The organism is Actinocatenispora comari (assembly GCF_017312725.1).
In the GTDB taxonomy this organism is placed as follows: Bacteria; Actinomycetota; Actinomycetes; order Mycobacteriales; family Micromonosporaceae; genus Actinocatenispora; species Actinocatenispora comari.
This window is the reverse complement of sequence record NZ_BOPO01000008.1, coordinates 1-22,791: the sequence shown is the minus strand read 5'-3', so window position 1 is coordinate 22,791 and position 22,791 is coordinate 1. Positions and strand designations below refer to the sequence as shown.

Here is a 22,791-nt window from a genome sequence, read left to right as displayed (position 1 = left end):
GGCGGCGTTCAGTCGGCCGAGGTCTCGCGGAGCGAGCGGTAGTAGGCGATCTTGCCCTGGATGTGCCGGCGGCGGGCGGTGAGCACCTCGATCCGCTCGCCGAGCTGGGCGTCGTGCTCGACCAGCAGGTCGATGCGCTCGTCCACGGTGCCCTCGCCGGCGCGGATCAGGTCGGCGAAGGTGCGCAGAGCGGCGATCGGCATCCCGGTCTCGCGCAGGCAGCGCACCAGGTCGAGCAGCTCGACGTCGGCACTGCGGTACCGCCGGTGGCCGCTCGCCGAGCGTTCGACCGCACTGAGCACGCCGGCGCGTTCGTAGTAACGGAGGGTGTCGTGGCTGACGTCGAACCGCGCCGCCACCTCGCCGGGGGTCAGGTACTCGCTCACCCACCGAGGATCGCACCTGGAGTGCACTCCAGGTCAACCGCGAATCGCGCCGCCGGCCGGAATCGATGTGGTGGAGGCGACGCAACCGGCGATCGGACGGTGGCGTGTTGTGGCAGCAGCACCCTCACCCACACGGGAGTTCGACGGGATGAATGCGCCTGGAATCGCGGTACGTCCGACCTCGGCGTCGGGCGCGCTGGCGCGCACCCCTAGGCTACGGGTGGTGAGTGCCACGGATTCCGCGTCGAGCGCAGAGCGCAGCTTCGACGAGTTCTACGCGGCCAACGTTCGTGGCATAACGGTGCAGATCTACGCATACTTCGGCAACATCTCCGACGCTCAGGACGTGGTGCAGGAGGCGTTCTGCCGGGCGTACCCGCGGTGGGAGACGCTGCGCGGCTACGACGACCCGGTCGCCTGGGTGCGCCGGGTCGCCTGGAACCTCGCCACCAGCAAGTGGCGGCGGATGCGTACCGCGATGAAGTTCGCCCGCAAGCAGCGCGAGGAGCACATCCCCGGCCCGGGCCCCGACCACGTCGCGCTCACCGAGGCGCTGCGCACCCTGCCCGACCGGCAGCGCCGTGCGGTGGTGTTGCATTATCTGGCCGACCAGAGCGTCGCCGAGATCGCCGAACGCGAGGGTGTCGCCCCCGGCACCGTCAAGTCCTGGCTGTACCGGGCCCGCAACGCGCTCGCCGAACAGCTCACCGACACACCGCGCGGGGAGGTGAACGATGCCTGACACGGACCCGGACGACGACCGCGAGCTGCGCGCCGCGTTCGACAGCCTCCGTAGCGCCGCGCTGCACGACCTGCCCGCGCCGGGCGCCGACACGATCCGGCAGGCGGCCCGGCACCGCCGGCAGGTGCACCAGATCGTGGCCGCCGCGGCCGCCGGCCTGGTGCTGGTCCTCGGCGGTGGCGGCGCGCTGCTCGCCACCCAGCAGGGCCGGTCCCCGCAGCACGTGACCGCCGCGAGCTCCCCGTCGACCGCGCATCGCACCAGCGCCGCGCCCGGCGATACCGCGTCACCCGGCCACACCGTCGGCCCGAGCGAGCCCACCGGCAGCACCGGTCCGGGCGGCGTGCCCTCGGCCGGCGCCGGTCCGATGGCCGTGTCGGTCGGTTCCGGCCCGGTCGCCGTGGCCGGGCCCGGCCACGACACCCAGCTGACCGTGACGATCCGCAACACCGGTACCGAGCCGATCGCGAACGCGGTCGTGCTGATCCTGCCGCCGGACGGGCTGTCGGTGCACGACGGCGGCTCCTGCACCGCCGACGGCTGCCAGCTCGGCACCCTGCACGACCTGGCCCCCGGCGCCGAGCGCACGGTCACCGGCACCCTGTCGTACCTGCGCACGTTCGCCTCGGCACCGTCCGGCGGCACCGTCACGGTCACCGCCCAGGACGAGCAGGGCGGCACCCTCGGTACGGTGTCGCAGCCGTTCCAGGTCGACACCGGCTCCTCGCCGACGCCCAGCAGCGGCGTCACCCCGTCCGAGCGCCCCTCCTCCCCCACCCCGACCCCCACCCCGAACGACTGACCCACCAAGCGGTCGGTCGGGGCCTCAACACTGGAGCACCCGCCACCGCGGCCCGTCCCGGTCGAGATCGATGCCGTCCCGATCCGGGTGAACCTCTGCGACGATCGAGCGGACCTCCGCGACGTCCATGTCGGCCCACTCGGCGAGCTGCTCGTCGCTCGCTCCGCGGCGGTGCGCGCGGTAGATCGCGAGGTCACGCCCGCCGATCGCCCTTGGATCAGCTCGTTGAAGTCCCGGATCCGTTCGCGCAGCCCGGCGAGCCGATCGGACACCTCTTCGGTAACGGCCACAGCACGACACCTCCAGAGATCCAGCTTATCTAGATGAGATACGGTAAGTGGCATGTCTAGATGAGTCAAGCCACTCTGGGCGTCAGGGACGGATCTGGTACTCGAGCACGTAGAGGTCCGAGTTGACCACGATCTCGTTGACTTCGACGGGCCGATCGGAGGTGTGCGCGACGCGAACGATGGTGATCACCGGAACCCCGGTGGGCAGCGCCAGCAGCCGAGCCTCGTCCGGGCTGGGCATCCTGGCCTGCACCTCTTCGACGAACCCCTCGAGCGGATATCCCAGCTCCTCCAGCCGCGCGTACGTGCCGCCCGGGCCGGTGTCGGGCTCGGCGATCGGGGTACCGACCGCGATCTCCGCCGGCAGGTGGGCCGCCGACAACTGGAGCGGCTGCCCGTCGACGGAGTGCAGCCGGCGACGGACGACGACGTCGGTACCCGGCGGGACCCGCAGACGATCGGCGATGTCGTCGGCCGCTCGCTCTCGCGTGACCTCGATGGTGGCGCTGACGGTGCGGTCCTCGGCGGTGTCCGCCTCCCACATGGCTCGTCCGCTGCCCCACTGGGCCCGGGACAACCGCTGGACGCTGCGACGGCGGAACGGCCGGCGGTGGCGGACGAAGACGCCGCGTCCGTGCTCGGCCACCGCGAGCCCCTCGTGCTGCAACACCTGGAGTGCGGCCCGTACCGTCATTCGCGCGACGCCGAAGGTCTCGATCAACTCGGTTTCGGACGGGAGCCGGTCGCCGTCGCCCAGCTCACCCGACCTGATCGAGGCACGCAGCTCGTCGGCGATCTGTTGGTATGCCGGCCGACCCGGCTTCAAGCTCCGGGACCGAGCCACCAAGCACTCCCTGCCTGTCGAGGTTCCCGCAGGACGCTACACCTGACGGATGTGACCCTGCTACCGACGATTCTCTCGTATCCGTGACCACTGTCGAAGGAGTAGTGGAGATGGCCGATCTGCCCCGCCATCCGGTTGCGGTGGCCGCAGCCGTGACCAACGACCACGGCCTGGTGCTGGCGCTGCGCCGGCCCGAGGACGGGCGCTGGGAGCCACCCGGCGGCATGTTGGAACTCGCCGAGACCATCCCGGACGGGCTGCGCCGCGAGGTCCGCGAGGAGACCGGCCTGGAGGTGGAACCGGTGCGGCTGGGCGCCGTCTACCAGAACACCACCACCGGCACGATCGTGCTGACGTTCCGCTGTCGGGTACTCGGCGGGCGGCTCACCGTCAACGAGGAAGCCAGCGAGTTCCGGTGGATGACAGCCGACGAGGTCCGCGAGCAGATGCCCGAGATCTTCGCCGGCCGGGTCCTCGATGCGTTGGCGGACACCGAGCCGCCGCTGCGGCTGCACGACGGCAAACGGCTGACCGCCCACTGGTGACGGGCAGCGGGTGTCGCGGTCAGGTGGTGAGCCAGACGACGGTGTCGAGGAAGTGCTCGATCGCGGTGGCGACGATGGCGTGCGCGGCGAGGCTCGCGGCCAGCGGGCCGGGCAGCAGCATGCCGTGGTCGGCGCCCGGGATCTCGGCCACGTGCGGGGTCAACCGGCGCGCCTCGGCGCCGTTCCACGCCTCGTCCGCGGTACCGCCGACGAGCAGGAAGGGCGCCTCGCTGCGGCCGAGCTCGGCGACCACCCGCGGGGTGTGCAGCAGCGGGGTCAGCCAGATCGCCGGCAACCCGCGGTCGGCCGCGACCGAGGCGGCGCGGGTACCCAGTGACTTGCCGACCAGCACGGTGGCGGCGCCGGGCAGGCTCTTCTCCACCCGGGCGAGGGCGTCGCTGACCTGGCCGCACACCCAGGCCTCGGATTCGGCGCTGGTCAGCCACGCGCGGGTACCGGCCTGGTCGAGTTCGGGTGCGGTCCAGCGGACCGGCTCCACGTACCCGTCGCGTACCTCGACGGCCTCCTGCGCGAAGTACAGCAGCGGCGACTCGACGGGGTAGCGGCGGCCGGGAACCAGGACAGCGGCCCGGGAAACGCCACCGGGGGCCGAGTCGGACGTATCAGTCATAACTGGGAACCTATCGCCCGACCGGGTGCCCCGCGACCCCGGCGCGCGGTGCGGCGCATGCCGACCGTCACCGCCGGATCGCCTGGGCGTTCGCCGCACCGGTACGGCGTGGCAGGCTGCACGGTGTGAGCAGTACAGCGGACCGGCCGGACGAGGCGCAGCCGCGCGACGGAGACACCCCGCCGCGGTCCCGGGGCACCGGTGGGTCGGGGCCGGGTGGTGTGGCCCTGGAGGCGACGCTGCGCCGGATCGAGCGGGCGGCCGGCGGCCTGGCCGCCGAGAGCGTCGCCCGGATGGACGCGACGCTGCCGTGGTTTCGCGAGCTGAGCGCCGACCGGCGCAGCTGGGTGATGCTGATCTGCCAGTCCGGGGTCAACTCGTTCGCCGCCTGGACCCGGGACCCGGCCAAGCCGCCGGAGTTCGGCGACGAGGTGTTCGCCGGGGCGCCCCGCGAGCTGGCCCGGTCGATCTCGCTGCAGCACACAGTCGCGCTGATCAAGGTGACCATCGACGTGGTCGAGGAGCGGGTACCCGAGCTCGCCGCGCCGGGCGAGGAGTCGGCGCTGGCCGAGGCGCTGCTGCGGTTCTCCCGCGAGGTCGCGTTCGCCTCCGCCCGGGTGTACGCGCGGGCCGCCGAGTCGCGCGGCGCCTGGGACGCGCGGCTGCAGGCGATGCTGGTCGACGCGTTGCTGCGGGGCGAGGTCGGCGACGCGATGGCCAGCCGGGCGGCGGCGCTGGGCTGGTCGGACGCGACGCCGGTCGCGGTGGCGGTGGGCCGCTCCCCCGCCGGCGACGCCACCTCGGTACTGCACGGGCTGCACCGCACGGCGCGCCGGATCGGCGTCGAGGTGCTGGGCGGGGTGCACGGCAACCGGCTGGTCGCGGTGCTCGGTGGCGCGCCGGACCCGGTCGCGGCGACGGCGAAGCTGCTGGAGGACTTCGGTGACGGGCCGGTGGTGGTCGGCCCGGCGGTGCCGTCGCTGGACGAGGCGACCGAGTCGGCCCGGGCCGCGATCGCCGGGTACCGGGCGGCGCACACCTGGCCGGACGCGCCGCGCCCGGTGTCGGCCGGTGACCTGCTGCCGGAGCGGGCGCTGGCCGGTGACCCGGAGGCTCGCCGGCTGCTGCGCACCAACGTGTACGGGGCGCTGCAGCGGGCCGGCGACCTGCTGGACACGCTGGACGCGTTCTTCGCCGCGGGCGGGGTGCTGGAGTCCACCGCCCGCGCCCTCTACGTGCACCCGAACACGGTGCGTTACCGGCTGCGCCGGATCGCCGATCTGACCGGGTTCACCGCGACGCAGCCGCGGGACTCGTTCGCGCTGCGGGTGGCGCTGGTGGTGGGCCGGCTGGACCAGGCGGCGCCGCGGCCGCCGCTGCCGGCGCCGGCGCTGGCCGACGGCAGTACCGGCAGCGCGACACTACCCGGCGCGTCGGAAACCGGTACGGACAGCGACGTACCGGATGGTCAGGCGACACAACTCACAGCGTCACCGGAGGACCCGCGTACCGCCAATCATGCGGGTTGAACGCTCGTTTTGTCGACTCTCCACAACGTCCGTGGTCGGGTTTGGTTGATCAGAACCGGTCGCGACGGGCGCCGGATCGGTCAGAGTCAACGCGTGCTCGCGATACTCGCCCCCGGACAGGGGTCGCAAAAGCCCGGATTCCTGGCACCGTGGCTCGACGTGGACGGCGTCGAGGCCCGGCTGCGCTGGCTGTCCACCGCCGCCGGCGCCGATCTGGTGCACCTGGGTACCGCAGCCGACGCCGACGAGATCAAGGACACCGCGCGCACCCAGCCGCTGCTGGTCGCGGCCGGGTTGGTCGCGGCCGAGCAGTTGCCGCTGGACGACGTCTCGGTCGTCGCCGGCCACTCCATCGGTGAGCTGACCGCCGCAGCGGTCGCCGGCGCGCTGAGCGCCGAGTCGGCGATGCTGTTCGCCGGCGTACGCGGCCGGGAGATGGCCGCCGCCTGCGCGATCGAGCCGACCGGGATGAGCGCCGTACTCGGTGGCGACCCGGACGAGGTGGCCGCCGCGATCGAGGCCGCCGGCCTGACCCCGGCCAACCGCAACGGCGCCGGCCAGATCGTCGCCGCCGGGTCGCTGCCCGCGCTGGAGAAGTTCGCCGCCGAGCCGCCGGCCGGTACCCGGGTGCGGCCGCTCGCGGTGGCCGGCGCGTTCCACACCCCGTACATGGCGCCGGCCGAGGAGGCGCTGCAGCGGCTCGCCGGCGGCATCACCGTGCGCGACCCGCGGCGGCTGCTGCTGTCCAACGCCGACGGCACCGCGGTCGGCTCCGGCACCGAGCTGGTCCGCCGGCTGGTCCGCCAGGTCACCAGCTCGGTGCGGTGGGACCGGTGCCTCGCGACGCTGGCCGACCTGGGCGTCACCGCGGTCCTCGAGCTGCCGCCGGCCGGCACGCTGTCCGGCCTGGTCAAGCGCGAGCTGAAGAGCCGCGGCGCGCCCGAGATCGTCACGCTCAACACCCCGGACGACCTGCCCGCCGCTCGGGACCTGATCGCACGGCACGGCGAGCCGGCCCGCTTCGCCGAGACGGGAGACAACGCATGACCACCCCCGCAGGACCCGCACGCGGCACCAAGATCGTCGCGATGGGCCATTACCAGCCGGCGAAGGTGCTCACCAACGAGGACCTGACCCACATCGTGGACACCACCGACGAGTGGATCACCTCGCGGGTGGGCATCAAGGAGCGTCGGGTCGCGGAGAGCGAGACGGTCGCCGACATGGCCACCGCCGCCGCCGGGAAGGCGCTCGCCAACGCCGGCCTCACCCCGTACGACATCGACCAGGTCATCGTGGCCACCTGCTCGTCGATCGACCGGTGCCCGAACGTGGCCTGCCGGGTGGCGAACAACCTCGGCATCACCGCGCCGGCGGCGTTCGACCTCAACACCGGCTGCTCCGGCTTCGAGTACGCGCTCGCCACCGCCGACCACGCGATCCGGGCCGGTGCCGCCCGGCGGGCGCTGGTGATCGGCGCGGAGAAGCTCACCGACGTCACCGACTACACCGACCGCACCTCGTGCATCCTGTTCGGCGACGCCGCCGGCGCCGCGGTGGTCGAGGCGGTGGGCGACGACGAGGAGCCCGGCGTCGGCCCGGTGCTGTGGGGTTCGGACCCGAGCAAGGGCTCGGTGCTGACCATCGAGGGGCGCCGCGGGTACATCAAGCAGGACGGGCCGACGGTGTTCCGCTGGACCCAGACCGAACTGCCCAAGCTCATCGCGGAGACCTGCCGCCGGGCCGGCGTGGAGCCGTCCGAGCTGGGTGGATTCGTTGCGCACCAGGCGAACCTGCGGATCATCGAGCCGCTCGCGAAGAAGCTCGGCGCCACCAACGCGGTGGTCGCCCGCGACATCGTCGAGTCGGGCAACACCTCGGCCGCGTCGGTACCGATGGCGCTGTCGAAGCTGATCGAGCGCGGCGAGCTCACCTCCGGCGTGCCGGTGCTGCTGTTCGGCTTCGGCGGTGGGCTCACCTACGCGGGGCAGGTCGTGCGCTGCCCGTAGTCGACATTTCGCAGCCGTCGCCGACCCGGCACCCCGGGTACGGCACCATGGGACGTCGGGTGCGGCGAAAGGCGCCGCGACACCCGGCAGGACAAGGAAGGAACACCGCATGACCCGCGACGAGATTCGCACCGGCCTGGCCGACATTCTGGAAGAGGTGGCCGGCGTGGACAAGTCCGACGTCGCCGACGAGAAGTCGTTCACCGAGGAGCTGGACGTCGACTCGCTGTCGATGGTGGAGGTCGTGGTCGCCGCCGAGGAGAAGTTCGGCGTGAAGATCCCCGACGACGAGGTCCCGAACCTGAAGACCGTCGGCGACGCGGTCACCTACATCGAGAAGAACGCGGCCTGAGAGGCTGTTGGCCCCGACACGCACCGACAGGATGGCCGGCCGCCGGACCGCCATCCTGTCCGCGTTCCACGGCTGGTACACCGGTCGCACAGGCAGACCGGTGACGAACGAAATGCTGGAGGCGACATCACGATGACGAGCCACTCCACTCCGGAAGTGGTAGTCACCGGGCTCGGCGCGACGACCCCCCTCGGCGGGGACGTCGCGTCCACCTGGGAGGGCATGGTCGCCGGCCGCTCCGGTATCCGGACCCTGGATGCCGACTGGGCGGCCGAGCTGCCGGTGCGCATTGCCGGGCTGATGGCCGACGACCCGACCAACCACATCGACCGGGTCAAGGCCCGGCGGATGGACCGGTCCGAGCAGGCGGCGCTGGTCGCCGCGCGGCAGGCCTGGCTCGACGCCGGGCTCGACTCCGACGACCCGGACCGGGAGCGGGTCGCGGTCAGCGTCGGTACCGGCATCGGCGGCGCCCGCACCCTGGTCGATCAGCACGACCGGCTGCTCGCCCGGGGACCGCGGCTGGTCAGCCCGCACACGGTGCCGATGCTGATGCCGAACGGGCCGGCCGCGTACGTCGGGCTGGAGTTCCGCGTGCTCGGTGGCGTGCACTCGGCTGCCAGCGCCTGCGCGACCTCCTCGGAGGCCATCGCGCTGGGGCTGGACATCATCCGCTCCGGCCGGGCCGACGTGGTGCTCGCCGGTGGTACCGAGGCGGTGGCGTTCCCGCTGCCGATCGCCGGGTTCGCGGCGATGCGGGCCATGTCGACCCGCAACGACGAGCCGACCCGGGCGTCCCGCCCGTTCGACAAGGGCCGGGACGGGTTCGTGCTCGGGGAGGGCGCCGGCGTGGTCGTCCTGGAACGCGCCGACCGAGCCGCCGCGCGCGGCGCGACCGTGTACGCGAAGCTCGCGGGCGCGGCGCTGACCTCCGACGGGTACGACATCGTGCAGCCGGACCCGGAGGGCACCCAGCAGGCCCGGGCGATGCGGCTGGCGATCGCCGACGCGGGGCTGTCCCCGTCCGACATCGCGCACGTCAACGCGCACGCCACCTCGACCCCGATCGGCGACATGGGCGAGATCGCGGCGATCCGCAAGGCGGTCGGCGAGCAGCCGGTGGTCACCTCGACCAAGTCGATGACCGGTCACCTGCTCGGTGCGGCCGGCGCGATCGAGTCGATCGCGACGATCCTCGCGGTACGCGACGGTGTCGTGCCGCCGACGATCAACCTGGACGACCCGGACGACGAGCTCACCCTCGACGTCGCGGCGAACGTCGCCCGGCGGATGGAGGTACCGGCCGCGCTGAACAACTCGTTCGGTTTCGGCGGCCACAACTGCGCGCTCTGCTTCCAGCGCGTGTAGCTCGCACGCGAGCGACGCGGCCCCGTCCGGGACAATGGACGGGGCCGCGTCACCGTCTCCGGGAGTCTCGATGAAGCGCGTCGACTACGACGGACCCATCCACCGCGACTACCACGCCAGCCGCGCCCTCGGCGAGGGAGCCGGCCGGGCCTGGCTGTCGCTGTTCGCCGGCGCCCTGCCCGCCCGCCGACCGCTGTCCGGGCTGGACCTCGGCTCCGGTACGGGTCGGTTCTCCCCGCTGCTCGCCGACGCGTTCGGGCCGGTCACCGGGGTCGAACCGGCGGACGCGATGCGGGCCGTCGCGGCGCGGGAGTCGGCCCACCCGCTGGTCCGGTACGTCGCCGGTTCGGCCACCGCGATCCCCGCCGCCGACGGCGAGTTCGACTACGGGTTGCTGTTCCTGGTGTGGCACCACGTGGCGGACAAGGACGCCGCCGCGCGCGAGATCGCCCGGGTGCTGCGACCGGGTGGCACGCTGCTGCTGCGGGCCCAGTTCAGCGACCGGATGCCGGACATCTGGTGGCTGCGGCACTTCCCGGGCGGGCTGGAGCTGGACGCCCGGATGTACCGGTCGCTGGCCGCCGAGACCGGCACGTTCGAGGCGGCCGGTTTCACCGCGAGCCCCGCGCCGCGGGTGTTGCGCGATCCGGCCACCCAGACCAGGGCGCAGCGGCTGGAGCGGCTGCGGCACCGGTCCATGTCGGTGTTCCAGCACATGTCCGAGGAGCAGATCGCGGCCGGCTTCGCGTCGCTGCAACGCGAGGTGGACGCCGACCCGGATGCCGCCGAGCCGACCGCGGAGGCGACCGTACTCGTCCTGACCCGTACCTGAGCCGCGGTGCGCTCCGTACCTGAGCCGCGGTGTGCTCCGTCCACGGTGGACGGAGCACACCCTCCGGTCAGCCGCCGCCGGCCGGTGCGGCGGCGGGCTCGGCCGGCTCGTCGGCGCCGTCGTGGTCGACCGCGGCGAGCATCTGGTCGGTACCGGGGCTGCGTTCGGAGGCGAGCAGCCCGAGCCCGACGTAGACCACCAGCGAGGTCAGGATCGGGGTGGCGACCACGACCACCTGGCTGGACGGAACCACGTAGTAGACCAGCACGTAGGCGGCCAGCCCGCAGGCCCAGGAGGCGATCGCGGCGCGCGACCCGCTGTGCCGGAACCAGGGCAGCATGCCGAGCAGCAGCGGGATCGAGATCGGCCCCATCAGCGCGGCGACCCAGGACACCACGATCGCGAGGACCCCGCCGAGGTTGGCCGACTGGGTGGCGACCAGCATGCTCAGCGCCACGAACACCACGGTGACCACCCGGGCGGTGGTGAGGCTGCCGCGGTGGGCGCGATGTCGCAGCCGGCTGGTGATCACCGGCAGCATGTCGCGGGTGACCACCGACGAGATGGCGTTCGCGTCGGACGAGGCCATCGCCATGGTGTGCGAGAACATCCCCGCCAGCACCAGCCCGATCAGCCCGTGCGGCAGGAACGTCGAGGCCATCACCGCGTACGACGTGGTCGCGTCGGAGACGTGCACCAGCAGCGGCGAGGCGAACATCGGGAACATCAGCACGATCGGCCACAGCAGGTAGAGCAGCGAGGAGAGCCGGGCGGTGCGGCGGGCGGCCGGCGCACCCTCGGCCGCCATGTACCGCTGGGCCAGATTCCACATCCCGCCGTTGTACTCGATCGTCTTCTCCAGCACGTACACCAGCAGGAACACGGTGGTGTACTTGGAGGTCGTCGGCGAGAGGTGGCCGGCCGGCAGCTGGCCCCACATGGTCCAGATCGCGGAGATGCCGCCGAGCTTGCCGAGCACCACGACGATCATCACGATCGCGGCGATGGCCTGGATGACGAACTGGCCGAAGTCGGTGAGCGCGTCGGCCCACAGCCCGCCGGCGGTGCAGTAGACCAGGGTGATCGCGCCGGTGATCAGGATGCCCCAGGTCAGCGGCACCCCGGCGAACACGTTGAGCACCACCGAGATGGCCGCCCACTTGCTCGCCACGTCGAACACCTTGAGCAGCGCGCCGCTCCAGGCGAGCAGTTGCTGGGTGGTCACGTTGTACCGCCGGGCGAGGAACTCCAGCGGCGAGGCGACCTTGTACTTGCTGCGCAGCCGGTTCCAGCGCGGCGCGAACAGCCAGCTGCCGATGCCGACGCCGATCCCGATGGTGGCGAAGCCCCAGAAGTAGATGGTGATGCCGTCGGTGTAGGCGACCGCGGCGTAGGCGACGAACAGCACCGCACTGTAGCCGGACATGTGGTGCGAGATGCCGGCGAGCCACCACGGCATCCGGCCGCCGGCGGTGAAGTAGTCGCTGACGTTGCCGATGCGCCGGTGCGACCACAGGCCGATCAGCACCATGACGCCGAAGTAGCCGGCGAGGACCGTCCAGTCGAGTGCGTGCACGATTCCACCCTCTTCGGGGTTGTCCACATACTTGAACGTCGTCTGAACCGTGAACCGATGTCGTGTACGAGAATCCTGCCGGAGAAGCTAGTGTTGGGCAGCGTGCCTGTCAATGCGCAAGTACGCACGATTGCGGGCAGGCCGCCCAGGAGAGGAGTGCCATGGCACGGCAGGTACGGGACCCGGCGCCGACCCGCGCCGGCGGCGGGACGGACGGTGACGCGGTCGAGTCCGGCGCGGGGGTGAAGTCGGCCCGGCGGGCGATCGAGCTGCTGGAGACGTTCGCCGCCGACCGCGCCTGGACCTCGCTGTCGGACCTGCACGCCCGTACCGGGGTGCCCCGCTCCAGCCTGCACGGCCTGCTGCGCACCCTGCACGACCTGGGCTGGATCGAGTCCGACGAGGGCGGCACCCGGTTCCGGCTCGGGGTGCGCGCGCTGATCTGCGGCACCGCGTACCTCGACCGCGACCCCGCCCTGCCGTACGTGACCGACGCGTTGGAGCGGCTGCGCGAGCGGTCCGGGTTCACCACGCACTACGCGCGGCGCAGCGGCGACGAGGTGGTGTACCTGGAGACCCGCGAGTCCCGGCACTCGGTGCACCTGATCTCCCGGGTCGGCCGGACGCTGCCGGCGCACGCCACCGCGCTGGGCAAGGCGTTGCTGGCCGAGCTGACCGACGAGGAGGTCGGCCGGCTGCTCCCGGCCCGGCTGCCGGCGCTGACCGAGCACACCGTCACCAGCCGGGACGCCCTGTGCGCCGAGCTCGCCGGCGTTCGCGCCCAGGGGTACGCGACCGAGTCCGAGCAGGGCACCCCGGGCGTGGCGTGCGCCGCGGTCGCGATCGGCTACCGGATCCCGGCCACCGACGCGTTGAGCTGCTCGATGCCGGTCGGCAAGGCCACCGACGCCACGGTACGGCGGGTCTGCGCACTGCTGCGGGAGATCACCGAGGAGCTCGGCGCCCAGCTGCGCCGCGCCGGCATCCGCTGAGCCGGCCCGGTCCGGCCAACCCGGATCGGGGAACCCCTGTCCCGCAACGGAAAGGACCCGTCGATCGTGACCGAGACGGTACTTGTCACCGGCGCCGCCGGTACCATCGGCCGGCTGATGCGGCCCCGGCTGGCGCGGCCCGGTCGGACGTTGCGGCTGCTGGACCTGCTCGATCAGCCGCCCGCCGGTCCGGGCGAGCGGATCGAGCTCGTCACCGCGTCGGTGACCGACCCGGCGGCGATGACCGCGGCGTGCCGCGGCGCGGCGGCGGTGATCCACCTCGGCGGCATCAGCCGGGAGGCGCCGTGGGAGCAGATCCTCGCGGTCAACGTCGACGGCACCCGTACGGTGCTGGAGGCCGCCCGGCTCGCCGGCGTGCCGCGGGTGATCCTCGCGTCCAGCAACCACGCGGTCGGCATGCGGCCGGTCGCGGAGGCCGGTCCGGGCGGTGTCCCGGCCAACGCGCCGCCGCGGCCGGACACCTACTACGGCGTGAGCAAGGTGGCGGTCGAGGCGCTCGGCAGCCTGTACCACGACCGGTTCGGGCTGGACGTGGTGTGCATCCGGATCGGTTCGTGCTTCCCGGAACCGCCGGGCGTCCGTGGCCTCGCGACCTGGCTGTCACCGGACGACGGGGCCCGGCTGTTCGAGGCGTGCCTGGCCGCGCCGAGTCCCGGGTTCCGGGTGGTGTGGGGCGCCTCGGACAACACCCGCGGGCACTACTCGCTGACCGAGGCGCGGGCGCTCGGCTACTCCCCGCGCGACGACGCGGAGCGCTTCGCCGAGAAGATCCTCGCCGAGTCGGCCCCGGCACCCGGCGACGCGCTGCTCGGCGGCGGCTTCACCACCACCCCGGTCGGTGAGCCCAACCCGCTCTGAGAGTCCACAGTGGACTGTTCGGCGGCCGCGACGAGCGCTGCGAGCAGCGCGGTGACCGCCGGCGGATCCGGTGGCGCGCCGTAGCTGACCGCCCGCACGGTACGCAGCCAGCCCGGTACCCGGACCGCGCTCACGGCCGGGTGCCGGTGCGCGGCGAGCGCCAGCCCGGGCAGCGTCGCCACCCCGACCCCGGCCGCGACCAGTCGCTGCACCGCGACGTAGTCGTCGGTGGTGAACGCGATGTCGGGGACGAACCCGGCCGCGTCGCACCGGCGCAGCAGGTCGGCGCGACACCGCTCGCAGCCGGCGATCCACCGCGCGTCCCGGTGGGCCGCGAGCTCCGGGCCGCCGGCCTCCGCCGCGATCAGCCACATCGGCTCGACCAGCAGCTCGGTCCCGCGCAGGCCCGCGACGCGCGGGTCACCGGCGCGGTCGGCGCGGTCGGCCCGGAACGGGCCGGTCGCACGCGCGCCCGCGCCGCGCACGTCACCGTCGCCGTCGGCACCTGGCGGGCCGGCAGCAGCGGCGCCGGCGTCGCGACGAGCCGTGCCGGGCGGGCCCGTACCGGCCAGCTCCGGCGGGTAGCCGAACACGACGGCGACGTCGATCTCACCGGAGCGCAGCAGCCGCAGCGCCGCCGGCGGTTCGGCCTCGACCAGCGACACGTCCAGGCCGGGCACGTCGGCGGCAAGCGCACCGAGCGCGGCCGGCACGAAGGTACCGAGCGCGGACGGGAACGCGGCCAGCCGGACCCGGCCGGCGGCGAGCCCGGTGAGCGCGGCGAGCTCGCGCTCGGCGGTGTCGAGCCGGCCCAGGATCTCCTCGGCGCGGGCGGCGAGCAGCCGGCCCGCCTCGGTGAGCCGGATGCCACGGCCGACCCGCTGGGTGAGTACCGCGCCGGTCTCGGACTCCAGCCGGGCCAGGTGGTGGCTCACCGACGCCTGCGCGTAGTGCAGCGCCTCGGCCGCCGCGGTCACCGACCCGTACCGCGCCACCGCGGCCAGCACCCGGAGCCGGGGCAGGGACAGCATGACGACAACCTATCAATCTCGTCGATGGGTTCGCGCGAAAGCTGGCATTGGACCGATCGGTGCGCCGCGGCGAGACTGGCGGCATGGATCTCAACGACGTACTGCGGGCCGGCCGGGCGATCGCCGGGCTGCTGCCGCCGACCCCGGCCTGGTCGTACCCGCTGCTGGACGAGACGGCCGGGGCGCGGGTGGTCGTCAAGCACGAGCAGGTGCAGCCGACCGGCGCGTTCAAGGTGCGCGGCGGACTGGCGCTGCTCGCCGGGATGTCCGTCGCCGACCGGGCCCGCGGCGTCGTCACCTACTCGACCGGCAACCACGCCCAGTCGATCGCGTACGCCTGCCGGCGCTTCGGCGCGCCGTGCCGGATCGTGATGCCGGCCGACCCCAACCCGACCAAGCTCGCCGCGGTACGGGCGCTCGGCGCGCGGGTGGACTGCCACGGCGCGGACCTGACGGCGGCGCAGCGGTACGCGGCGGACACCGCGGACGGCATGCGGCTGGTCGGGCCGGCGCACGAGGAGGACCTGGTCGCCGGCGTCGGCACCGCCTACACCGAACTGCTCACCGCCCACCCCGACCTCGACGCCCTGCTGGTACCGGTCGGCGGCGGTTCCGGCGCCGCCGCGGCCGGCGTGGTCGCCGCGGCGCTGGCACCGCGCTGCGAGGTGATCGGCGTGCAGTCGGCCGCCTCCCCCGCCGCGCACGACTCGTGGCGCGCCGGCGAACCGGTCGAGGCGCCGAACCGTACCGCCGCGGAGGGGCTGGCCACCGGCAGCGGCTTCCCGCTGACCCAGCGGCTGCTGCGCGCCCACCTGCGTGACTTCGTGCTGGTGTCCGACGAGCAGCTGCGCGCCGCCCAGCACGTGCTGCTGACCCGGGCGCACACGCTCGCCGAGGCGGCCGGCGCCGCCGGGCTCGCCGCGCTGCTGGCCGACCCGGACCGGTACGCGGGCCGGCGGGTCGGCATCGTGGTCACCGGCGGCAACGCCAGCCCGGCCGAACTGTCCGCGGTGCTGGAGTCGACCGCGACCAGCCGGCCACCCGTCACCGCTTGACGTAGAGGTTCAGGAACGACTCGGCGCCGGTGGAGGACAGCAGCGCACCGCCGATCTTCGAGCCGTGCAGCAGGAACGACTGCTGGTAGTACAGCGGGATGACCGGGGCGTAGGTGGCGATCATCCGCTTCTCCAGCGCCGACCACTGCGGTCCCGCCTTGGCCGCCGGCATCTGGTTCAGCTCGTCGATGCGCCGGTCGATCGACGGCTGCTCGAAGTACGCGGTGTCGTTGTTGCCGTTGGCCCGGATCGAGCGGCCGTCGAACAGCACCGGGATCGTCGCGGCGCCGGACGGCCAGTCGGCACCCCAGCCGGTCTGGTAGAAGTCGTACTTCGGGTGCCTGCCCAGCGCGGTGTTGTAGCTGGTGGCATCCAGCGGTCGCAGCACCACCCGGAACCCGGCGCGCTGGAACATCTGCTGGATCAGCGGCGCCTCCCGCTGGTTCACCGACGAGTTGGCGTAGGCGTACGTCAGGCTCGGGTGCCGGCCGTTCAGCAGCTTCTTCGCCTTGGCCAGGTTGCCGTGCGCGCCGGCCGGGAACGCGTCGAAATCCTGCCAGCCGGCCACCGTGGGCGACAGCAGCGTGGTCGCCGGCCGCGCCGCCTTCTCGCCGCCCAGCACCTGGACGATCGCGCCGCGGTCCACCGCGTACGACATGGCCTTGCGGATGGTGGGGTCGGTGACCCGCTCGCAGTTGATGGCGAAGTAGAACGTGAAGCCGTTCGAGCCGGTCAGCGACCGCCGCATGGCACCGTCGTTCTTCTGTACCTGCGGGATCAGCGACTGCGGCACCTGCGCGGTGGACAGCGCCGTCCGGTCGGCGCCGTTGTCGGCGACCAGCCGGTTGGTCTGCTCGACGTCGCTCGCGCCGAGGTCGACCTCGACGGAGTCCGGGTAGGCGTGCCGGACCGGATCGGTCTTCGCGTCCCAGTAGCGGTTGCGCACCAGCACGAGCTTGCTGTCCCGCTCGTAGCTCGCGATCTTGTACGGGCCGGACGAGAACGGGTGCCGGTCGTACTTCGCGCCGGTGTCCCTGCTCGCCGGCACCGGCACGGTCTCGGCCATCGCCGCCGCGTACGGCAGGTCGCAGTGCGGTTGCGGGAAGTGGAACGTCAGGGTGCTGCCGGACACGGTCAGGTTGGGCGGCAACGCCTTCCCGCCGTTGTACGGCCCCTGGTAGTCGGCGTTGTAGACCTGCTTGCCGGTCAGCCACTGCTGGATGTAGTGCGGCCCCTCGGACAGCTCCGGCGAGAACGACCGGGCGATGCCGTGTGCCACGTCGGCGGCGGTGATCGCCGACCCGTCCTCGTACCGCATGCCCTTCTTGATGGTGTAGCGCCAGACCTTGCAGTCGCCGTCGACGTCGGTACCGGGGTTCGTGGCGAGGTCGCCGACCAGCGTGGCGTTCCGGCCGCTGGGCGTGAACGCCGTCAGGGTCCGGGTGAACAGCTGCTCGATGATGCCGGAGTTGGACACGTAGGTGCGCTGCGGATCGAGGTGCTCGTAGTCCTTCTCCTGCAGGATGTGCACCGTGCCGCCGGACTTCGCCCCCGGTACCGCCGGGGCCGGGCCCAGCGAGTCCTTCGGGTCGGTGGAGATGCTCGCGTGGTAGGTGCGGGACGCGTCCGGCTTCGAGTCCGTCCCGGTGTTCTTGCTGCAGGCACCGGCCAGGCCCACCGTCAGCACGACGGCGCCCAGCGCGGCGACGGTTCGCCCGATCCGCATGACGCTCCAGTTCCTCGGCTCGACACCGGGCTGCCCCGGCTGGTGACAGCGTTGTCAACATGCCGAAACGCCTCGACCCCGCACACCGCTCATCTCATCACGTAAGACGCACAGCACCGATACCGGGCGCCCCGCCAGCGGGCCGGCCCCGGCCCGGGCCTGCAACTTTCGTCGGGGTTCACGGCCCGCCTTTCGCGCCAGGTACCTGCCCTGATGTCCGGTTAGCGTGGTGAGCGATCCGGACGGACGAGCGAGGTCGGGGTGCGATGACGGGGGTGTGGCGGCGACTCGCCGCGACGGTGACCGGCCGGCGCGGCGCGTGGCTGGTCCTGGTGTTCGGGCTGCTGGTGGCCGCCGGCGTCACCGGCGCGACGAGCGGGGCGCAGCCCCCCGGCGCCGCGCAGGCGCTGCCGACCGGGTCGGAGTCCGCGCAGGTACGGCAGCTGGAGCAGCGGTTCGCCGGGCACGAGCTGGCGCCGGTGGTGGCGGTGGTGACCCGGCACGACCGCGGCCGGCTCACCGGCGCCGACCGGGCCGCGACCGACCGGCTCGGTACCGCGCTGGGCCGGCGGGTCGGGCAGCGGAGCTCGCCACCGGTCGCGGCGCACGACCAGCGGGCCGCGGTGGTGAACGTGCCGGTCGACACGGACCGGTCCGATGCCGAGATCGCCGACACCATCGACCGGCTGCGCAGTACCGCGCGCCGGGTGGCGCCGGACCGGCTGAGCGTCCAGATCACCGGCGGGCCGGCGTTCGGTGCCGACATCGCCGCGGCGTTCGACGGCGCCAACCTCACCCTGCTCGCGGTCACCGTCGGCATCGTCGCGGTGCTGCTGCTGCTCACCTACCGCTCGCCGATCCTGTGGCTGGTACCGCTCGCCGTGGTCGGCCTCGCCGACCAGGTCGCCGCCCGCGTCACCGCCGCCCTCGGTGCCGCCGCCGACCTGCAGTTCGACGCCGGCATCATCAGCGTGCTGGTGTTCGGCGCCGGCACCAACTACGCGCTGCTGCTGATCTCCCGGTACCGGGAGGAGCTGTACCGCACCGCCGACCACCGGGCCGCCCTCGCCGCCGCCGTGCGCGGTACCGGCCCGGCGATCCTCGCCAGCAACCTCACCGTGGTCGCCGCGCTGCTGACGTTGCTGCTCGCCGCGATGCCCAACACCCGCGGTCTCGGCGTCGCCGCGGCCGTCGGCCTGGTGCTCGCGCTGCTGTTCGTCCTGGTACTGCTGCCGGCCGCGCTGGCGGTCTGCGGCCGGCGGCTGTTCTGGCCGTTCGTCCCGCGCGCCGGCGCCGCGCCCGCCCGGGCCGGCCGGTTCTGGCGGCGGCTCGCCGGCGGCGTCACCCGGCGCCCGGCACTGGTGGTGGCCACTTCGGTCATCGGCCTCGCGGTGCTGGCCGGCGGGCTGCTCGGCACCCGGGTCGGGCTCAGCCAGCTCGAACAGTTCCGGGTGCCGTCCCCGTCCGCCACCGGGCTGCGGGTGCTGGCCGAGCACTTCCCCGCCGGCGAGTCGGCGCCGCTGATCGTGGTGGCGCGGGCCGACACGGCGCCGGCGGTCACCGCCGCCGCGCAACGGGTACCGGGCGTGCGGGTGCGGCCCGCCGGCCGCTCACCGGACGGGCTGGTCAAGCTCACCGTCGTCGACTCCGCCCAGCCCGGCAGCGCCGCGAGCCTCGACACGGTACGGCGGCTGCGCGCCGCGGTGCACGCGGTGCCGGGCGCCGAGGCGAAGGTCGGCGGCCAGACCGCGCAGGACCTCGACGTACGGGACGCGTTCGGCCGCGACCTGCGCACGATCGCGCCGCTGATCCTCGGTGTCGCGCTGCTGCTGCTGGTACTGCTGCTGCGCGCGCTGGTCGCGCCGGTGCTGCTGGTGGCGGTCAACCTGGCGTCCGCGCTCGCCGCGATCGGCGCCGGCACCTTCGCCGGTACCCGGCTGTTCGGGTTCCCGGCGCTGGACGTGAACGTGCCGCTGGTGGCGTTCCTGTTCCTGGTGGCGCTCGGCATCGACTACACGATCTTCGTGGCGCACCGCACCCGGCAGGAGGCGGTCGCGCACGGCACCCGCGCCGGCGTGATCAGCGCGATCGGCCACACCGGCACGGTGATCACCAGCGCCGGCGTCGTGCTCGCCGCGGTGTTCGCCGCCCTCGGGGTGCTGCCGCTGACCACGCTCGCCCAACTCGGTCTGATCGTCGGCCTCGGCGTCCTGATCGACACCCTGCTGGTTCGTACCGTCGTCGTACCGGCGGTGTTCGCGCTGGTCGGCGACCGGATCTGGTGGCCGTCCCGACCATCCCGCCCGACCCGCGAACCCGATCCGGTCCCGGTGTCGGCCGCCGGTGGCTGACCACGGCACCGCCGTACCGCAGCGCCGGCCGACCCCGCCCAGCACCGCAGTACCCGGACCCCGACCGGCTCCGCAGCACCGGCTCGCCCCGACCGGCCCCGACCGGCCCCGACCGGCTCCGACCGGCTCCGCAGCATCGACCGGTTCCGGCCGGCTCCGCAGCATCGACCGGCCCCGACCGGCCGCGCCGCCGGGCGGGTCACCGGGGCCGCGGGGAACCGGCGCCGAGGTGCGTGCGGACGGCTAGCGTGATCAGCACCATGGCTGACCCTCCGTCCCGCCCGGTGGCGTTGCTGCTGCTGCGCCGCAGCGAGCACGTCCTGTTCGTCGGGCTGCTGGCGCTCGGCGCGGCGGGCGCCGCCGGCCACCGCGGCTGGCCGGTGCTGCTCGCCGGCGCGATCCTCGTCGCCGGCTGGTACGCGGTGGGCGCCGTGCTGGCCCGCCGGCGCCGCACCCGGGGCCTCGCGATCGGCTGGCTCGCCGTACTGGTGGCCGGGTGCGCGGCGCTCGCGGTCGGTTCGGCGAGCTTCGTCTGGCTGGCGTTCCCGCTGTTCCTGCTCGGTACCCAGCTGCTCCCGCTGGCCGCCTCGGTCCCGGTGGTGGCGGCGCTGACCGCCGGCACCGTCGTGGTGATCGCCACCGACCGCGGCCGCTGGGACGCCGCCGCCGTGGTCGGCCCGCTGGTCGGGGCGCTCGTCGCGGTCATGATCACGGTGGTCTACCGCGACCTCGCCGAGCAGGTACGGCAGCGGGCCGAGCTGATCGACGAGCTGACCGCCGCGCAGGACCGGCTGGCCGCCTCGCAGCGGCAGGCCGGCGTCCTCGCCGAGCGGGAGCGGCTGGCCCGCGAGATCCACGACACCGTGACCCAGAACCTGACCAGCATCGTGCTGGTGCTGCGCACCGCGCGCCAGTCCGCGACCGCCACCGGCACCGGATCCGCGGTGGACCACCGCGACGCCGCGGGAAGGTCGGTGACCGCGGCCACCGACCGGGATGCCGCCGACGCCACGCCGGCCGCGGACCGAGCGCGCGGCCGGCCCGCTCCGGCGACCGACCGGCAGCGCGACAGCTCGCTGGTCGAGCAGCTCGACACCGCGATCGGCGCGGCCCGCGGGGCGCTCGCCGACACCCGGCGGCTGGTCCGCGACCTCACCCCGGCCGAGCTGGCCGGCGCCTCGCTGCCCGACGCGCTGCGCCGGATCGTCGCCGAGCAGCCCGGCGACCGTACCCACCTGCACGTCGAGGGCGATCCCGGGCCGCTGCCGACACCGGTCGCGGTGACGCTGCTGCGCACCGGGCAGGAGGCGCTGGCCAACGCCCGGGCGCACGCCGCCGCGGACCGCATCGAGCTGACCCTCACGTACCTGCCGGACACCGTCAGCCTGGACGTGGTGGACGACGGGGGCGGCTTCGACCCGGCCCGGCCGCTCGGCGCCACCAGCGGTACCGGGCTGGGCCTCGCCGGCATGCGGGCCCGGGCCGAGCAGGTCGGCGGCACCCTGTCGGTCGACACCGCCCCCGGCCGGGGTACCGCGGTCAACCTCACCGTGCCGCGGACCGGCGGTGCCCGATGATCCGGGTACTGCTGGTCGACGACCATCCGGTGGTCCGCGGCGGGCTGCGCGCCGCCCTCGCCGCCGACCCGGAGATCGCCGTGGTCGGCGAGGCGGCGACCGGCGCGGACGGCGTCGACCAGGCCGCCGCGCTGCACCCCGACGTGGTGCTGATGGACCTGGCGCTGGGCCCGGGCATCGACGGCGCGGAGGCGACCGCACGGATCCGCCGGCTGCCCGACCCGCCCCGGGTGCTGGTGCTGACCACCTACGACCGGGACGCCGACATCCTGCCCGCGATCGCCGCCGGCGCCGCCGGGTACCTGCTCAAGGACGCCACCCCGGAGCAGCTGCTCACCGCGGTGCACGACACCGCCGCCGGCCGGACCGTGCTCGCCCCGTCGGTCGCCACCCGGCTGGTGGAACGCACCCGTACCCCGGCACCGGCGCTGACCCGGCGGGAGACACAGATCCTCGGCATGGTCGCGGACGGGCTGTCCAACCAGGCCATCGGCCGGCGGCTGTTCATCACCGAGGCCACCGTCAAGTCGCATCTGGTCCAGGTGTACGCGAAGCTGCGCGCCGACAACCGCACCGGCGCGGTCGCCGAGGCCCGCCGCCGCGGCATCCTCTGACCGGGTTGCCCGTCGGGCCGACCATGACAGGGTGCGTGGACCCGAACGACCCCCGAACGCCGGCCGGCCCGGCGCGGCCGCGTTGCCGGGCCCTGGCGAGTCCCTGCTGCCCCGCCGGTCGGAGGTGGTGCTCGCACTGCTGCTGGCGCCGACGAGCTGGTTGGCGACGTTCGATCCGCAGCCTGCGATCTGGCGCCGGCTGCTCGCCGCCGGCCTGTCCGGCCGGCAGCTCCGCGCGTTGATCGCGGCCCGCCGGTCGCTGCCGGGCAGCGTCGCCGCGGACTCCGTCGGCCGTTCGGCGCTCGGCTCGGTACTGTTCCGGGCCGCCCAGCTGGCCGTCGTGGCGGCGTGGTTCCTGGTGCAGCTGACCCGCGCGGGCGTGCTCGGCCCGTACTCCGCCGGCGCGGTGCTGCGGTTGGTCGCGCTCGCCGCGCTGGTGCTGGTCGCGGTGGCCGTGGGCGCCCGGTGGGCGCTGTACTCGCCGCGGCGGGAGCTGGTCGGGCTGGTGTGGGGCGCCGTGGCGGAGCTCTGCCGTACCGCCGCGCCGGACCGCCGGATCCGCGCCACCCGGCGCCCCACCGCGGCGGCGATGCTGCGCCGCGCCGAGCGGGTCGCCGCGACCCGGCTGGCGCCGCGCCGCACCGCCGACGCCCGGTCGGT

At 73.9% G+C, this 22,791-nt stretch carries 19 protein-coding genes and 3 pseudogenes; 16 read left to right on the top strand and 6 right to left on the bottom strand.

Annotated features, from left to right (window positions below):
- Positions 1-8: 8 nt before the first annotated feature.
- Positions 9-386 (bottom strand): MerR family transcriptional regulator, encoded by a 378-nt coding sequence (locus NUM_RS04610; RefSeq protein WP_207123291.1) that lies wholly within the window; start codon positions 384-386, stop codon positions 9-11.
- Positions 387-609: 223 nt separating this feature from the next.
- Here NUM_RS04610 and NUM_RS04605 point away from each other — a divergent pair, with 223 nt between their 5' ends.
- Positions 610-1,128 carry a SigE family RNA polymerase sigma factor gene (locus NUM_RS04605; RefSeq protein ID WP_225918329.1) on the top strand — a complete coding sequence of 173 codons (519 nt, stop codon included), beginning with the start codon at positions 610-612 and terminating at the stop codon, positions 1,126-1,128.
- Positions 1,121-1,930, top strand: a complete 810-nt coding sequence (locus tag NUM_RS04600; RefSeq protein ID WP_207123289.1) for a COG1361 family protein — start codon at positions 1,121-1,123, stop codon at positions 1,928-1,930. Before NUM_RS04605 ends, NUM_RS04600 begins: the two co-directional genes overlap by 8 nt.
- Before the next feature lie 372 nt (positions 1,931-2,302).
- Here the strand turns inward: NUM_RS04600 and NUM_RS04595 are convergent, their stop codons facing one another.
- Positions 2,303-3,064 carry a GntR family transcriptional regulator gene (locus tag NUM_RS04595; RefSeq protein WP_207123288.1) on the bottom strand — a complete coding sequence of 254 codons (762 nt, stop codon included), beginning with the start codon at positions 3,062-3,064 and terminating at the stop codon, positions 2,303-2,305.
- Between the two features lie 110 nt (positions 3,065-3,174).
- On the opposite strand from NUM_RS04595, the gene NUM_RS04590 reads away from it, so the two are divergent.
- Positions 3,175-3,609 (top strand): NUDIX hydrolase, encoded by a 435-nt coding sequence (locus tag NUM_RS04590; RefSeq protein WP_207123287.1) that lies wholly within the window; start codon positions 3,175-3,177, stop codon positions 3,607-3,609.
- Between the two features lie 19 nt (positions 3,610-3,628).
- On the opposite strand, the gene NUM_RS04585 is transcribed toward NUM_RS04590, so the two are convergent.
- Positions 3,629-4,240 carry an alpha/beta fold hydrolase gene (locus tag NUM_RS04585; protein ID WP_207123286.1) on the bottom strand — a complete coding sequence of 204 codons (612 nt, stop codon included), beginning with the start codon at positions 4,238-4,240 and terminating at the stop codon, positions 3,629-3,631.
- A 221-nt stretch (positions 4,241-4,461) separates the two neighbouring features.
- Between NUM_RS04585 and NUM_RS04580 the strand changes: the two are divergent.
- The 6 genes and pseudogenes from NUM_RS04580 to NUM_RS04555 form a co-directional block, all read left to right on the top strand.
- Positions 4,462-5,613, top strand: a pseudogene (locus NUM_RS04580) (PucR family transcriptional regulator); the annotation flags it as partial.
- Between the two features lie 249 nt (positions 5,614-5,862).
- A pseudogene (locus NUM_RS04575) lies at positions 5,863-6,786 on the top strand (ACP S-malonyltransferase); the annotation flags it as partial.
- A 26-nt stretch (positions 6,787-6,812) separates the two neighbouring features.
- Positions 6,813-7,778, top strand: a complete 966-nt coding sequence (locus NUM_RS04570; protein ID WP_207123284.1) for a beta-ketoacyl-ACP synthase III — start codon at positions 6,813-6,815, stop codon at positions 7,776-7,778.
- 109 nt (positions 7,779-7,887) lie between these two features.
- Positions 7,888-8,130 carry an acyl carrier protein gene (locus NUM_RS04565; RefSeq protein WP_030444347.1) on the top strand — a complete coding sequence of 81 codons (243 nt, stop codon included), beginning with the start codon at positions 7,888-7,890 and terminating at the stop codon, positions 8,128-8,130.
- Between the two features lie 132 nt (positions 8,131-8,262).
- On the top strand, positions 8,263-9,498 hold the full coding sequence (gene fabF, locus NUM_RS04560) for a beta-ketoacyl-ACP synthase II (protein WP_207123283.1): 1,236 nt from the start codon (positions 8,263-8,265) through the stop codon (positions 9,496-9,498).
- A 70-nt stretch (positions 9,499-9,568) separates the two neighbouring features.
- Positions 9,569-10,330 carry a class I SAM-dependent methyltransferase gene (locus tag NUM_RS04555; protein WP_207123282.1) on the top strand — a complete coding sequence of 254 codons (762 nt, stop codon included), beginning with the start codon at positions 9,569-9,571 and terminating at the stop codon, positions 10,328-10,330.
- Positions 10,331-10,397: 67 nt separating this feature from the next.
- Here NUM_RS04555 and NUM_RS04550 read toward each other — a convergent pair whose 3' ends face one another.
- Positions 10,398-11,906, bottom strand: a complete 1,509-nt coding sequence (locus tag NUM_RS04550) for a sodium:solute symporter family protein (protein WP_207123281.1) — start codon at positions 11,904-11,906, stop codon at positions 10,398-10,400.
- A gap of 161 nt (positions 11,907-12,067) precedes the next feature.
- On the opposite strand from NUM_RS04550, the gene NUM_RS04545 reads away from it, so the two are divergent.
- A complete protein-coding gene (locus tag NUM_RS04545) occupies positions 12,068-12,898 on the top strand; it encodes an IclR family transcriptional regulator (RefSeq protein WP_207123280.1) in 831 nt (276 codons plus the stop codon).
- Between the two features lie 66 nt (positions 12,899-12,964).
- Positions 12,965-13,462, top strand: a pseudogene (locus NUM_RS37905) (NAD-dependent epimerase/dehydratase family protein); the annotation flags it as partial.
- 185 nt (positions 13,463-13,647) lie between these two features.
- On the opposite strand, the gene NUM_RS04535 reads toward NUM_RS37905, so the two are convergent.
- Positions 13,648-14,808: a LysR family transcriptional regulator gene (locus NUM_RS04535; protein WP_370466923.1), complete on the bottom strand. Its 1,161-nt coding sequence runs from the start codon at positions 14,806-14,808 to the stop codon at positions 13,648-13,650.
- A gap of 83 nt (positions 14,809-14,891) precedes the next feature.
- On the opposite strand from NUM_RS04535, the gene NUM_RS04530 reads away from it, so the two are divergent.
- Positions 14,892-15,863 carry a threonine ammonia-lyase gene (locus NUM_RS04530; RefSeq protein ID WP_207123279.1) on the top strand — a complete coding sequence of 324 codons (972 nt, stop codon included), beginning with the start codon at positions 14,892-14,894 and terminating at the stop codon, positions 15,861-15,863.
- Here NUM_RS04530 and NUM_RS04525 read toward each other — a convergent pair.
- A complete protein-coding gene (locus NUM_RS04525) occupies positions 15,853-17,589 on the bottom strand; it encodes an ABC transporter substrate-binding protein (protein ID WP_207123278.1) in 1,737 nt (578 codons plus the stop codon). The two genes, NUM_RS04530 and NUM_RS04525, sit on opposite strands and share 11 nt — an antisense overlap.
- Before the next feature lie 266 nt (positions 17,590-17,855).
- Here NUM_RS04525 and NUM_RS04520 point away from each other — a divergent pair, with 266 nt between their 5' ends.
- The 4 genes from NUM_RS04520 to NUM_RS04505 form a co-directional block, all read left to right on the top strand.
- Complete coding sequence (locus NUM_RS04520) at positions 17,856-19,940, top strand: MMPL family transporter (protein ID WP_225918327.1); 2,085 nt, start codon at positions 17,856-17,858, stop codon at positions 19,938-19,940.
- Positions 19,941-20,200: 260 nt separating this feature from the next.
- Positions 20,201-21,517: a sensor histidine kinase gene (locus tag NUM_RS04515; RefSeq protein ID WP_207123277.1), complete on the top strand. Its 1,317-nt coding sequence runs from the start codon at positions 20,201-20,203 to the stop codon at positions 21,515-21,517.
- Positions 21,514-22,131: a response regulator gene (locus NUM_RS04510; RefSeq protein WP_207123276.1), complete on the top strand. Its 618-nt coding sequence runs from the start codon at positions 21,514-21,516 to the stop codon at positions 22,129-22,131. The genes NUM_RS04515 and NUM_RS04510 overlap by 4 nt, the downstream gene beginning before the upstream one ends.
- 31 nt (positions 22,132-22,162) lie before the next feature.
- The coding region (locus NUM_RS04505; RefSeq protein ID WP_207123275.1) for a hypothetical protein at positions 22,163-22,791 on the top strand (629 nt) is incomplete at its 3' end.